Source organism: Bacillus sp. ISL-78, from assembly GCF_018613455.1.
GTDB classification, from domain to species: Bacteria; Bacillota; Bacilli; order Bacillales; family DSM-1321; genus Peribacillus; species Peribacillus frigoritolerans.
In genome coordinates this window covers 555,131-569,720 of the sequence record NZ_JAGGQC010000003.1, presented here as the reverse complement: position 1 = coordinate 569,720, position 14,590 = coordinate 555,131, and the positions used below count along the sequence as shown (strand labels likewise).

The 14,590-nt window shown below is 40.7% G+C and carries 11 protein-coding genes and 1 riboswitch; of the genes, 10 read left to right on the top strand and 1 reads right to left on the bottom strand.

What is annotated here, in order from left to right:
• Positions 1 to 136: 136 nt before the first annotated feature.
• A complete protein-coding gene (gene galU / locus J7I96_RS05195) occupies positions 137 to 997 on the bottom strand; it encodes a UTP--glucose-1-phosphate uridylyltransferase GalU (RefSeq protein WP_214925437.1) in 861 nt (286 codons plus the stop codon).
• A gap of 159 nt (positions 998 to 1,156) precedes the next feature.
• On the opposite strand from galU, the gene J7I96_RS05190 reads away from it, so the two are divergent.
• From J7I96_RS05190 to J7I96_RS05150, 10 genes are all read left to right on the top strand, one after another.
• On the top strand, positions 1,157 to 2,830 hold the full coding sequence (locus J7I96_RS05190; RefSeq protein WP_396020062.1) for a DUF6044 family protein: 1,674 nt from the start codon (positions 1,157 to 1,159) through the stop codon (positions 2,828 to 2,830).
• 15 nt (positions 2,831 to 2,845) lie between these two features.
• On the top strand, positions 2,846 to 3,868 hold the full coding sequence (locus tag J7I96_RS05185; RefSeq protein WP_214770007.1) for a glycosyltransferase family 2 protein: 1,023 nt from the start codon (positions 2,846 to 2,848) through the stop codon (positions 3,866 to 3,868).
• Positions 3,828 to 4,283, top strand: coding sequence for a GtrA family protein (locus tag J7I96_RS05180; RefSeq protein WP_214770005.1), 456 nt, complete (start codon positions 3,828 to 3,830; stop codon positions 4,281 to 4,283). The genes J7I96_RS05185 and J7I96_RS05180 overlap by 41 nt, the downstream gene beginning before the upstream one ends.
• Positions 4,284 to 4,631: 348 nt before the next feature.
• A riboswitch (cyclic di-AMP (ydaO/yuaA leader) is annotated at positions 4,632 to 4,777 on the top strand.
• A 136-nt stretch (positions 4,778 to 4,913) separates the two neighbouring features.
• A complete protein-coding gene (locus J7I96_RS05175) occupies positions 4,914 to 6,740 on the top strand; it encodes an APC family permease (protein WP_214770004.1) in 1,827 nt (608 codons plus the stop codon).
• 1,367 nt (positions 6,741 to 8,107) lie between these two features.
• Positions 8,108 to 8,230: a hypothetical protein gene (locus J7I96_RS28340; RefSeq protein WP_285292085.1), complete on the top strand. Its 123-nt coding sequence runs from the start codon at positions 8,108 to 8,110 to the stop codon at positions 8,228 to 8,230.
• Between the two features lie 139 nt (positions 8,231 to 8,369).
• The gene (locus tag J7I96_RS05170; RefSeq protein ID WP_396020055.1) at positions 8,370 to 9,071 is read left to right on the top strand and encodes a helix-turn-helix domain-containing protein; all 702 of its coding nucleotides are present in this window, start codon (positions 8,370 to 8,372) and stop codon (positions 9,069 to 9,071) included.
• Between the two features lie 203 nt (positions 9,072 to 9,274).
• Complete coding sequence (locus J7I96_RS05165; RefSeq protein ID WP_214925444.1) at positions 9,275 to 10,747, top strand: aldehyde dehydrogenase family protein; 1,473 nt, start codon at positions 9,275 to 9,277, stop codon at positions 10,745 to 10,747.
• A 227-nt stretch (positions 10,748 to 10,974) separates the two neighbouring features.
• A complete protein-coding gene (locus J7I96_RS05160) occupies positions 10,975 to 12,927 on the top strand; it encodes a primary-amine oxidase (protein ID WP_214925447.1) in 1,953 nt (650 codons plus the stop codon).
• A 47-nt stretch (positions 12,928 to 12,974) separates the two neighbouring features.
• Entirely contained in the window at positions 12,975 to 13,550 is a 576-nt protein-coding gene (locus tag J7I96_RS05155; protein ID WP_214925454.1) for a hypothetical protein, read from the top strand.
• Between the two features lie 183 nt (positions 13,551 to 13,733).
• Entirely contained in the window at positions 13,734 to 14,588 is an 855-nt protein-coding gene (locus J7I96_RS05150) for a RhaT/GlcU family sugar-proton symporter (protein WP_054397517.1), read from the top strand.
• The last annotated feature ends 2 nt before the right edge of the window (positions 14,589 to 14,590 follow it).

Below are 14,590 nucleotides of genomic sequence, written 5' to 3'. Positions count from 1 at the left end.
CTTATAGAAAACTATTCTTGCTCTGTTCAACTTTTTCTGCTGTAACATTTTTACGGAAGCATAAAAAGGGGTCAATCCGATGTGGAAATAGCCCAATCACCTCTTTTTGGTAATTGGGCATGGCCATATAACTTCATTAAGGAAACAACTGCCTTAAATATTTTATTAGCTGATCACGAAGTTCAGGTCGTTTCATGGCGAAATCTATTGATGCTTGGAGGAAGCCGAATTTATCGCCTACGTCATAACGATTTCCCTCGATGATATACGAATATAATGGTTCCTTTTCTAACAAAAGGTCTAAAGCTTCGGTAAGCTGGATCTCCCCCTTACGATCAGGCTGTACGTTTTCAAGGATTTCAAAAATCGCAGGTGATAAAATATATCGGCCAATAATCGCCTGTGTTGATGGTGCATCCTCCACTTTTGGTTTTTCCACTAAGTTTCTTACCAGAAATAAATCCTCATATCGTTCTTGGAAGTTTACGATCCCATACTTGGAGACATCGGCTGGTGACACTTCCTTACATCCGATAATGCTCGCTCGAACCTTGTTATGCCGTTCCATTAACTGCTTCAAAGCTGGAACCTGGCTATCCACGATATCATCCCCTAACAGGACGGCAAAAGGTTCGTCACCGATAAAAGTTTTGGCACATAAAACTGCATGACCCAAACCTAAAGGTTCCTTTTGCCTTACATAGTGGATATCCACCATGTTGGAAATGTTCTCCACGATATTAAGCAGATCATTTTGACCTTTCATTTGCAGAAGCATTTCAAGCTCAATCGATTTATCGAAATGATCTTCGATGGCACGTTTGTTTTTACCCGTAACGATGATAATATCCGTAATCCCTGATTGTACCGCTTCTTCGATAATATATTGAATGGTCGGCTTATCGACAATCGGCAGCATTTCCTTTGGTTGAGCTTTCGTAGCAGGCAAAAATCGTGTTCCTAAACCGGCTGCTGGAATCACCGCTTTCCTTATCATAGCCCAGCCCCTTTTTAAGGTTCTTTTATATGCTTATTGCATTTTATGTGGTCATTGGTTGACCTATATCAAAATAGGTTAAAATAAATCCCTTAAAAAGAATAGATTTACCTTCGAAGCCAAATATTATGGATATATGAATTTAATCAAGAGGTGAATATTTTGCCAATTGAAAATCAAGAGAGAAAACAAATCCTTTTTGCCTTACTCGTCATTGTTTTATATCTTTCCCCCTTAATCATCCTTGGAGAAAATGCGCATATTCGCGTACATGATAATTTGGATTCCAACCTTGCCTGGTATAAAGTCCTTTCAGAAAGCGGTGAGTTATTCGGTGCAATTGACGCCAGAATTCCACAGATTATGAATGGGCTGCCCCGGAATGCTTTTGGCAGTGAGTTCAGTATTATCGTGTGGCTTCATGCTCTTTTTCCGACAATGGTTGCTTATGCAATAAGCCAGGCATTAACAAGGTTTATTGCATTCTTTGGTATGTATATCTTATTAAGCAAACATTTGGTTACAGGAAGAAGATCATCATGGATTAGGGTTGGAACATCCTTAGCCTTTGCCCTTACCCCGTTTTGGCCATCGGGAATGCTCAGTACACTTGGGATGCCTTTAGCCCTTTGGGCTTTTTTGAATATCCGCAGCAAGGATCATTCTTGGAAGAATTATTTGGTCCTTACACTTTTACCACTTTATTCAAGCATCGTGCTTGGCTTTTTCTTTTTCCTTGTTGCAATGGGCTTTCTTTGGCTAACGGATGTAATCAGGGGAAAAGGGTGGAATATAACGTTTCTTCTTTCGATCGTTTATATGACCGTCATTTTTGGTTTGGTGGAGTATCGTTTGGTGGCTTCATTCATTTTTGATTCGGAACCAAACAGCAGGGATGAATATTTTCACGCAAGGCTGCCGCTCGATTGGGTCGTTAAGCTTACTTTCAAAAATTTCGTTCTTGGACATACGCATGTCATGACTGTACATGCGCTTATCATCCTGCCGATTACAGTCTTTGCCCTTTATATTATTCTGTCAAAAAAACTGTGGAGACAGGAGAAGGTATATGTTTTTTTATTCGGCTTGAATTTTATGCTCTCAGCGTGGTACGCATTTTGGTTTTATAAAGGCTGGCTGCCTTTAACGGAAAGGTTCCATACCCTGGATACCTTTAATTTTGCCAGATTTCACTTTTTAAGGCCGATGGTAATATACTTGGGGTTTGCCCTCGCGATAAAAATCATTTGGGAACACAGCGACTATGCTAAGAAAACCCTTTCTATTTTCATCGCCATTCAAATTCTGATTTTAATCGGTTTCAATGAAGAGATCACTCACAATAAAAAACCCTCTTTTAAAGAGTTCTATTCAGAAAGCCTTTTTCAGGAAATAAAAGATCATATAGACCGTCCACAAGAAGAGTATCGTGTTGCCAGCATTGGGCTGCATCCCGCAATCGCTCAATATAATGGATTTTACACGCTCGATAGCTATAACAATTTTTATCCGCTTTCTTACAAACATCAATTTCGTCAAATAATTGAAAACGAATTGGCTAAGAATAAAAACATAAGAATCTACTTTGATGAATGGGGAGGACGTTGTTACCTGTTTACCGATGAGCTTGGGAAGCATTATATGTTCAAGAAAGGCTCGAAGAAAGAGCTGGATAATTTGGACCTGAACATCGATGCGTTTAAAGGATTAGGCGGCACGTATATATTTTCTGCCATCCCAATCAACAACGCGAAGGAAAACGGATTGGTGCTGGATAGGGTTTTCACAAAAAAAGGAAGCGTATGGAAAATTCATTTATACAGAGTCATGTGAAAAGGGGGGAATCGAATGAATTCACCGATTGTAACGATTGTTGTACCTTGTTATAACGAAGAAAGCGTTTTGCAGGAAACCATTTCCCAACTTTGTGGATTGATGAGGGGGTTGGTCGATGAAAACGTTGTTTCCGGTCAAAGTAAAATTTTGTTTGTCGATGATGGGAGCAAGGATCAAACTTGGAAGATCATTTATAAAGAAACGATTAATAATGAATATGTTCGCGGGCTAAAGCTTTCCAGGAATGCTGGACATCAAAATGCACTTCTGGCAGGTTTGTTTACAGCCAAGGAAGCCTCGGATTGTGTGATTTCCATTGATGCAGATTTACAGGATGATATTGAAGTCATCCCGGAATTCATTCGGAAATTCAATGAAGGATGTGAAATCGTATATGGTGTCCGCCAGAAAAGGGACCTTGATTCATTCTTTAAACGAACATCTGCAACAGGTTTTTATAAATTGATGAACAAGATGGGGGTTAACCTTGTCTATAATCATGCCGATTTCCGGTTAATGAGCAAAAGGGCGATCATGGAGTTGGAACGCTTTGATGAAACGAATCTTTTTTTACGGGGGATTGTACCGCTCATTGGGTTTAAGACGGACTCTGTTTATTATGACCGTAAAGAAAGATTGGCCGGGGAAACGAAATATCCATTTAAGAAGATGGTTGCTTTTGCCCTTGATGGCATTACTTCCTTTTCAGTTACACCGATCCGGCTTGTATTATGGCTAGGATGTCTTTCCTTTTTCATTAGCTTACTCTTTGGGTCTTACTTTTTATGGTTGAAATTTTATGGGCAGACCGAAACTGGCTGGACCTCATTGATCACCTCCATATGGTTGATCGGTGGACTACAGTTGATTGCTGTCGGCTTGATTGGGGAGTATATCGGAAAAATCTATAATGAATCCAAACGCCGGCCTAAATATATTGTTGATCTTGATCTATTTAATCCGCTCGATTTAAAAAAACGGGAGCAACTAGACAATGAACGGAACAGTATTGAAAAACTATCTAAAACAAACTAACTCCTTTATCCGCTTTTTATTGGTTGGAATAGTCAATACAGCGGTTGGACTTTCCATCATGCTTTTTCTATTGAATGTTCTTGAATTATCTTACTGGATCTCCACTTTTATCGGCAATGGTACGGGAGCTGTAACGAGTTTTCTTTTGAACAGGACTTTTACCTTTAAAAGCGATATAGAATGGCGGCGAGGAGTTGCCCGTTTCTTTTGCGTCATCCTGATTTGTTATTCCGCCGCTTATTCTATAGGCCAAGCCATTGCAGAATCACTGGAAGGAACCGTTCATTTATCCATACAACAAAATTTGGCTGTTCTGATAGGAACAATCTTTTATACAGTGCTTAATTATCTTGGCCAGAAATACTTTGTCTTTAAAAAGAGCAATTTGAGGCCAATTCAAGAAGGAAGGAACTAAGTGGAATAATGCCCCCAATTGGAAGGGAATTAAAAATGGAAACAGAAAGCGCAATTCTGATTTAATGACTATCCAAGCTGGGGCAAATCTGTTTTACTTGATTCTTCAAGTTTTCAAAGTGGTGATCATTTTTCCTTTTGGGGTATCTATCTTTTGTTCATTGTTTTCTTGAATATCTTCCTTTTAGACGGTTAATTTCCCTCTTTCCTACCTTCGAATCATGTGTTTGCATGACTTTTGTTATATAAGTCAAGAATAAAACCTCGTTTATAAATAATAATTCTATTTCGATGCAAAATTTTCATTTACTTTTCCATTTCACGGGAGTATGATAATCAACAGTTTCATATTTCTAAATCGCTTAAACCTTATGGTGCGGGGGACCCGTTATTGGGATTATCTTTACAATCCAAGGGGTGAATCCTTTAAAAGGTAGGGCTACTCTTAGGTCCGAATCCGACAGCTAACCTCGTAAGCGTTATATGAGAAGGAAGGTGGAGCTTGTTAGACAAAAAATTGATGTCTGCAGGTCTATTTAGCTATGACTTGTAGGCATTTTTGTGTTCTGTCTCGTTTTTTGCTACAGCTGGGAAACATAAACTTATAAAATAAATTGGTGGTGAATTCTTGATGTTATCTTCTATAAAGAGGTTCTTGATCGGGAGACCTTTAAAATCAAATGCACTTGGTGAACAAAAGCTTAATAAAACAAAGGCGTTGGCGATATTATCTTCCGATGCTTTGTCTTCGGTTGCATATGGACCGGAGCAAATATTGATTGTCCTGATCACGGTCGGTGCTGCGGCATTCTGGTATTCAATCCCCATCGCAATTGGAGTATTGATCCTGTTAACCGCTTTGATTTTGTCCTACAGACAAATCATTTTCGCTTATCCACATGGCGGGGGAGCCTATGTGGTTTCAAAAAACAATTTAGGTGTCAATCCAGGGTTGATAGCTGGAGGATCCTTATTGGTCGATTATATATTAACTGTCGCGGTAAGTGTTTCTGCTGGTACGGATGCCATCACGTCCGCTTTTCCCGGCCTGCATGATTATAATGTCCTCATAGCCATTATTTTCGTCATCCTACTTACTATCTTGAACCTTAGGGGGGTAACGGAATCGGCATCTGTCTTGGCCTATCCGGTGTACCTATTCGTTTTAGCCTTGTTCATCTTGATCGGTGTTGGAATATACAAGATTCTGACGGGAGGGGTCTCACCGGAATTGCATACGTCAATCGGGACTCCGGTAGCCGGCATCAGTTTATTTATACTGCTAAGAGCATTTGCATCAGGAAGCTCCGCATTGACAGGAGTCGAAGCGATTTCCAATGCAATCCCGAACTTTAAAGATCCAGCACCGAATAATGCTGCAAAAACATTAATAGCTATGGGTTCCTTACTGGCAGTATTATTTACGGGAATCGTATTCTTAGCCTACTATTTAAGCATTGTTCCTAGCGCAGAGGTAACGGTCGTCTCGCAGATTGCTGAAGAGATCTTTGGCCGGAATTTCATGTATTTCTTCATTCAAGGTACGACTGCATTGATCTTGATACTTGCAGCAAATACTGGCTATTCCGCTTTCCCCTTGCTTGCGGTGAATCTTGCAAAAGATAAATTCATACCAAGGGCGTTTACAATTAGAGGGGACCGATTAGGATATTCCAATGGAATAATCATACTGGGACTTGCATCCATCATCTTAATAGTCTCATTTGAAGGACATACAGAAAATCTCATTCCGCTTTATGCCGTAGGGGTATTCATTCCATTTACTCTGTCCCAGACCGGGATGATTGTTAAATGGATTCGCGAAAAGCCAAAAGGCTGGATGATGAAATTAACCATTAATTCAATTGGTGCCATTATTAGCTTTATCGTCACGATGATATTCTTCTTGACCAAGTTTACTCAGGTTTGGCCTGTTTTGATTTTTATACCTATTATCCTGTTAATTTTTCATCGAATCAGAAAGCATTATGAAGCAGTTGGTGACCAATTAAGGATTACAACTTGTGAGCCGATCTTGCCAATTGAAGGAAATATCATTATCGTACCTGTGGCCGGTATAACTCATGTGGTTGAGAACTCTTTAAATTATGCAAAATCTCTATCTGCACATCAGGTCATTGCCGTTTATGTCGCTTTTGAAAGAGAAGATGAAAAGAAATTCGAAGAAAAATGGAAGAAGTGGCAACCAGATGTTAGACTTGTGACTCTAAACTCTTATTACAGGAGTATCATACAGCCATTAACTAAATTTGTGGATACAGTTGAACATAAAGCGAGGGAATCCAACTATAAAGTTACGGTAATAATCCCCCAATTTATTCCGAAGAAAGGCTGGCACAATATTCTTCATAACCAATCAAGTTTACTGATTAAGGCCTACTTGCTTTATAGAAGAAATGTGGTTGTTACGACAGTGCCATATCATTTAAAGAAGTAAGTTCCATATCTAAGAAATATAGAAGCAGACTGTAGACAAATTTGAACTGCCCCGTAAATGTTAGACACCAAACTAACATTTACGGGGTGTTTTTTATGGCCTGTGTATTAGGACGTTGATTCGCTCCAGGCACTCGCTTTCCGCGGGCGTCCGCGAGCCTCCTCGGCTTGCGCCTGCGGGGTCTCCCAAGACGCGCTTTTCCCGCAGGAGTCTCGCACCTTCCGCTCCAATCAGCTGTGTTATGGCATCTAGTTAGACACCATACTTGAGGAGTTGAAGGTGTTAACCTGGGAACATCATTTGATGAAAGATAAGTTTTCCGCCTACAAACTGTGGGTCCCGGTTTACATGATTGGGCCTACATTTTTAATGGCTTGTACAATTAGGACGTGGATTTCCGCTCAAGAAGCTCGCTATCCGCGGGCGGTCGGCGAGCCTCCTAGGCTTGCGCCCGCGGGGTCTCCCAAGACGCGCTTTTCCGCAGGTGTTTCGTACACCCGCTCCACTCAACCTTGTTATAGCATGTAGTAAGGAACTATACTTGAGGAGTTGAAGTTGTGTTGGTTTGGGACCATCATTTGATGAAAGATAAGTTTTCCGTCTACAAATGTGGGTCCCGGTTTACATGATTGGGCCTACGTTTTTTTTTTTGGCTTATACAATTGGACGCTGATTTCCACTACAGGCACTCGCTTTCCGCGGGCGGTCGGCGAGCCTCCTCGTCTTACGCCTGCGGGGTCTCCCAAGACGCGCTTTTCCCGCAGGAGTCTCGTACCTTCCGCTCCAATCAGCTTTGTTATAGGATTTAGTTAGAAACCATACTTGAGGATTTTGGGAGCATCATTTGATGAGAGCTGCGTTTACCGAACCCCTTTTGTCTCAAGCTGGAGGAGCAAGCCTTCATAAGGTTTGCTTTTTAATAATCTTAGAATTAAAAAGACATCGGTCTTTCAACAAGCGTCCCTGATGGTTGAAGAAGAACATTAATTAAAAACTCATTAAATTCGCAAAAACTATCATTGCTGAAGAAGCCCATACAAGAAAAAGGATTGCAGTAAGATGTGGGATACTTCATCTTTTATAGCTTTAATTAAGGTAAATATAAAACTATAGCCAAAAATGAAAAATAAAATTACATATAAGTAAACCAATATATACATTCCTTTCGTAACATAGAGGCTAAAAACTGGATTTAACTAGAATATTTTACCATATATTTCAGTGGTACTGACCAATATATAAAAAGAGAACCCAAGTGTTCTGTAAGTTGTATATTGTTTTAAATCTTTCAGTCAAAAGGGATTTGGAAATACTTGTCGAAAATTATAAAAACAACGCTCATATTGATAATGGCCAGGGGGGGAAGAATGATGAACGGCTCCCCTGACCCGTGTAGTGATGCGCATGACCACACAGCCCAAACGATTACTGTAGTAATTAGGGCAATACAAGCTTATTGCAGTGGTAAAAAGGCTTTGGTGACAGTGTAATATAAAAGGAGCGTGATGGTAGCTGAGCACCATTCAGAGTTTCAATAACTTCGACTATTTTCCATTTCAACCTGAATTCGAGATTCTATCAGATTATTATAAAGAATATAAACAAAGAAATTCTGACCATTCCACTACATTGTTTTATCAATTTAAAATCAATCGGGATTTAATCAATCCAATGTCCGTCATTCCGGATGGGTGCATCGACATATTATTTTATTGCGATCCCGAAAGACCCACTGCAGATGTGTACGGGACTGTCCTCAAGTACAAAACGATAAACTTTCAGGCTAATTGTGAATATTTCGGTGTGAGGTTTATGCCTAAGCAGGAAACCCAGCATTTTAAATATTCCATGAAGGAGGTAATCGATCGCCAAATCCCTTTAGCTGATATGTTAAAAATTGAACCTACCGTTATGGAAAGGTTAATAACTGAACGGGATTTTCATAGAAGAATAAAGCTGTTCAAAGAAGAAATAGGGATTAATATTTTTACGTGTAACGGTTTGCCGGCAATTATAGAATATTCCTTGAACAAAATATATTCTTCTAAAGGAAATGTAAACATGAATCAATTAGCTGCCGAGACCGGATACTCAACAAGATACTTGCGAAAGCAATTCGATGCCCATGTAGGGATGCCGCCCAAATTATTCAGCCAAATAGTGAGGTTCCAAAACTCCCTGCATATGTTATTGAATAAAAAGGCCTTTACAGTTTGGGATGTGATTAATGAGAATGGGTATTTTGATCAATCACATTTGATTAATGAATTTAAGAAATTTGGTTATCTGACTCCTACTGAATTCATCGATGCCGTTTCAAAGAAATTTTAAAACCCCATATAATGTTCTTATTATATAGTGATAACATTTGAAGGATCCCGTTCATTGACGAGGATCTTTTTTGTTTGGTTTTAATGCATATAAAAATATTATGAATGTTCCGTTTTTTACAATAAAAAAATGGTGTGCGGCCTTATTGTGTTAATAGATATGTGATTGTTGTTTTGAATGTCCAAGAGAAAGGGGAAACGATGATGGGGAAAAACTATCGATTGTTCATTGATGGGAGATGGGTTGATTCAATATCTGGAAGGACATTTGAATCACTTAATCCTGCAACTGATGAAGTGAACGCTGTAGTTGCCGAGGCAGGTCCGGAAGATGTTGATTTAGCGGTAAAAGCTGCACGAAGGGCGTTTGAATCTGGCCCGTGGGCTGAAATGGCACCGGGGGATAGAGGGAGGTTACTGAATAAAGTGGCACAGGCACTGTGGGAGAAAGCCGATATGCTTGCCGAAGTCGAATCACAAGATAACGGGCTGCCAATCAATGAAACTAAATTCATTGCGATGCCAGCCATGATAGATGTACTCGAATTTTATGCGGGATTAGCCAATAAAGTCCAGGGAAGTACCCTTGCCTCTCCCAATAACCGGTTCAATTATACCTTGAAGGAGCCAATCGGTGTCATAGGGGCCATAGTGCCTTGGAACTTTCCGCTTATGCTGACGATGTGGAAGCTTGCCCCTGCTTTGGCGGCAGGCAATACGATTGTGGTAAAACCAGCTGAGCAAACTCCTGTAAGCATTCTCGAATTGGTTAAAATCTTTCAAGAAGTCGGAATTCCAGATGGAGTCATCAATGTTATTCCTGGATACGGGAAGATAGCGGGTGATGCCCTCTCCTCACATCCTGACGTCGATAAAATCGCTTTTACGGGTTCAACGAATACTGGACGCCTAATCATGCAGGCAGCAAGTAAGAACTTAAAACCAATTAGCCTTGAATTAGGGGGGAAATCACCAAATATAGTTTTTGATGATGCTTCCATTGAGAATGCAGTGAATGGATCCATGTTTGGTATCTTCTTTGCACAAGGGCAAGTATGCGCTTCGGGTACAAGACTTTTTGTGCAGGAAAGCATATATGATCGATTCATGGAATCATTCGTGAAGAAAGCACGATCCATCCGTGTAGGGAATCCTTTAGACCATAAGACCCAAATGGGACCACAGGTTTCCTTGCAGCAACTTGACAAAATTCAACAATACGTAGCGGCCGGTCTGGAACAGGGAGCTAATCTTGTCATGGGAGGAGAAAGAAATACGGAGGCTGGAAATGGCTATTTCTTCACGCCCACTGTTTTTGAGAACGTTACCAATGAAATGACAATTGCCCGCGAAGAAATTTTTGGGCCGGTTTTGTCGGTTATCAAGTTCAAAGATGAAGAGGATGCATTGAACAAGGCAAATGATAGCTTGTATGGATTGGCTTCAGGTTTATGGACCAATGATTTAAAACGGGCGCACCGGATGGTAAGGGGGTTAAAAGCGGGGACGGTGTATGTGAATACGTTTAGCATGCTTGATAGTGCAGCACCTTTTGGCGGAAGGAAGCAAAGCGGTTTCGGAAGGGAACTGGGTATCCAAGCGATGGATATGTACACAGAAACAAAAAATGTGTGGATCGATTTGAATGAGCAGGGCTTGAACTGGTATGGAGTTTAAGGGCAGGGACGCGTCCTCATGGGCAGCTTGATTGAGTTGGATTTCCAGCTATCCGCTTGATAAATCGGTATGAGTGGGATGTGTTTTCTGATATTGGCTATCTTTATCATATTGAATATTGTTGGGTAGGTAGGCAAATAAAATTTTGCACTTTATGCACGAGGCACTTCGAGGGGAAGTTTACTTAATGGATAGAATGATATATTACCTATAAGGGAGAGGTTAAGATGGAAAAAACATCAAGTGTGAAAGTAACGAGGGAAAAGCACCCGCTTGATCCATTAACGGCAGAAGAACTTAAACTTACGGTCCAGATTTTAAAACGTGATAAAGGATTGGATGACCATTACCGCTTCGCTAACATCAGCTTACTGGAACCTGCAAAATCCATTGTTCTGGATTATCGTGATGAAGTGCAAATCAATAGAGAAGCATTCTGTATCATTCTTCATAATAAAGAGGGAAAAACATATGAGGCTGTTGTTTCCTTAACGGAAGGAAGCATAACGTCATGGAAACTGATTCCTGGAGTGCAGCCATCCATAATGGCTGATGAATTCATGGAGTGTCAGGAAGTCGTGAAAAGCCACCCTGAGATGATAAAAGCCTTTGCCAAAAGAGGGCTTACGAATATGGATAATATCATGGTCGATCCATGGTCGGCAGGGAATTTTGGAATTGAAGAGGAAGTGGATGTACGTATCGTCAGGGCTTTATGTTATTACCGTACATCATTATATGATAATGGGTATGCACGTCCCATTTCAGGATTATATGTCCTTGTCGATTTAAATAAGATGGAAGTCATCAAGATTGTGGATAAAGGTGTCATACCATTACCGCCGCTTGATGGAAATTATACACCCGATCAAGTAGGTAACATGAGGCAGGATGTTAAGCCTTTGGAAATAGTTCAGCCAAAAGGACCAAGTTTCACGACGGAAGGACATGTGATCGATTGGCAAAAATGGAATATCCGCTTTGGTTTCAACTCCCGTGAGGGCCTTGTCCTTCATACGGTCCGTTACAATGAAGATGGAGTGGAGCGGCCAATCCTGTATAGAGCTTCTTTATCCGAGATGGTGGTGCCTTATGGTGATCCGACTGATCCGGTTAACAGGAACAATGCTTTTGATGCAGGGGAATACGGCATTGGCATGTTGGCGAATTCACTTGAACTTGGGTGTGACTGCCTAGGTGAGATCAAGTACTTTGACGCGAACCTGGTGGATAGTAAAGGGAATGTAATTCAAATTAAAAATGCAATATGTCTGCATGAGGAGGATTTTGGAATTGGGTGGAAACATACGGATTGGAGGACAGGTCATGTTGAAGTCCGCCGTTCAAGAAGATTGGTCTTATCGAGCATTTCGACAGTGGGAAATTACGAATACGGATTTTATTGGTATTTCTTTCAGGATGGGACGATACAATTTGAAGTGAAATTGACAGGCATATTGCATACACAAGCCATCGAACCTGACCGGAAGCACCCGCATGGCAATCTCGTCGCACCTCAATTATTTGCTGCACATCATCAGCATTTCTTTAATATGAGGCTTGATATGATGGTTGATGGAATGAATAATTCAGTTTATGAAGTCAATACAAAAAGCATGGAAAGGGGACCGGACAACCCATATGGAAATGGTTTCTATCCGGTTTCGACTTTGCTTAAAAAGGAATCCGAGGCTGTCCGGGACCTTGATTTGCGTACTGCGCGCTTCTGGAAGATCGTCAATCACTCAAAAACGAATATATTGGGGGAACCGGTTGGTTATAAATTGTTTGCTGGGGAGAATTGTTTCCCGTTCGCCCATGATGATTCGCCTTTATTAAAACGGGCTGGATTTTTAAAACACCATTTTTGGGTGACGCCTTTCGATCCTGAAGAACAGTTTGCTTCAGGGCGATACCCAAACCAACATGCAGGGGGAGAAGGGTTGGAAGATTGGGTTAAAGCCGATCGCTCGATTGAAAATGAAGATGTTGTGGTCTGGTATAACATGGGACACCATCATATAACACGACCTGAAGATTGGCCAGTCATGCCGACCGCCTATATTAGCTTCATTTTAAAACCGACGGGATTTTTCAATCGGAATCCAGCTCTTGACGTGCCTCCATCAAAATCAAAAAATTCAGCTTGCCAGATGGACGGTCATTCTTCCTGTCATTAAAATCAGTCGTTTCACTACTATTGATCGAAAAGGGGGAAACGAATCGAATGCTGCTGCTGACCAGTTTTATGATAGTCGTGGCTTATACAATTTACTTTTCTAAAAAAGCCCATCTGAAAAAAGATCATGTTGGTGTTGGCCTTGGTAAATGCATGGTAATGATGTTAAGCATGACGACAAGTATAACCTTAAGTTTAATGCTGTCATTCCTGATGCCCGGCAAGCTGGCGGTTTTAACCGTTCTAGCCGTCACAATATGTGCAGTGGCAGGTTTCATCATCGGAAGGCCATTCGGTTTAACAGCGGTTATGGAGTCTATGTCAACAACTCTGATGGGGGCAATGATGGGAGCCATGCTTGGGGTCATGCTGCCACTTGATTCACAAACTTTCATGCTCGTTTCTATGGATCTGATTTACCTTGCCAGTATATTCTTTGTGACTTTTTATATAAAAAGAGAGGAAGTAAAAGAGACAAAAAGTGGGAGGGGGTTTGCTCCTTTCTTTCTGACCCTCTTGTTCTCCATCATCATTATCGGAACGTCGGCCGTTTGGGAACGTGATTATTTCAAGGTTGGTGGAGATTCGAAAATGGATATGCAACATCATCAACATGGCGGGTAGCTGTTGCAATAATATCAATATCATCCACAAAGGCTGCAGCAGCAGCCCTTTTTGTGTTGAACAATTTTTTTTGGAATCACTTCATAAAATTACCAAGGGTCATTTCAAATAATGCGAACATATTAAAGAATACAAAATGAAATATCCTGCTTAGTTTTGTACTTACATATATGGGGGTTGAAAATGGATATATTATTAGCTCTCTTGCCGGCATTATTCTGGGGAAGCATCGTTTTATTTAATGTGAAACTCGGGGGTGGACCCTATAGTCAAACACTAGGTACAACGATTGGCGCCTTGATTTTTTCAATTGGTGTTTATATTTTTGCCGATATTAAGCTTTCACTTCTTGTGTTTGGAGTCGGAGTCGTATCTGGATTGTTTTGGGCCGTTGGACAAGCTAATCAGCTTAAGAGCATTGATTTAATGGGAGTTTCTAAAACAATGCCGATATCAACTGGATTGCAGCTCATTTCAACCACATTGTTCGGGGTCATAGTTTTTAACGAATGGTCTACAATGAAAGCGATTATTTTAGGCGTTTTGGCATTGATCTTCATTATTATAGGAATCGTCTTGACCTCCTTGGAAGATAAAGAATCGAAAGAGGGCAAGTCGGGAAACTTGAAGAAAGGAATTGTTATTCTCCTCATCTCGACATTCGGTTATTTGGTTTATGTGGTCGTGGCACGTCTTTTTGATGTTGATGGATGGTCAGCGTTGTTCCCTCAAGCGATCGGGATGGTGATAGGCGGTCTGTTATTGACATTTAAGCATAAACCGTTTAACAAATATACGATTCGCAATATCATTCCGGGATTGATATGGGCTGCAGGGAACATGTTTTTATTCATTTCCCAGCCACGTGTGGGAGTGGCCACTAGTTTTTCACTTTCGCAGATGGGCATAGTCATCTCAACTCTTGGCGGAATCTTCATTTTACGTGAAAAGAAAACGAAGCGCCAACTAATTGGAATCGTAATTGGAATTATCTTGATCATCATAGCTGGGATTATGCTGGGATTGGCAAAAAGTTAATT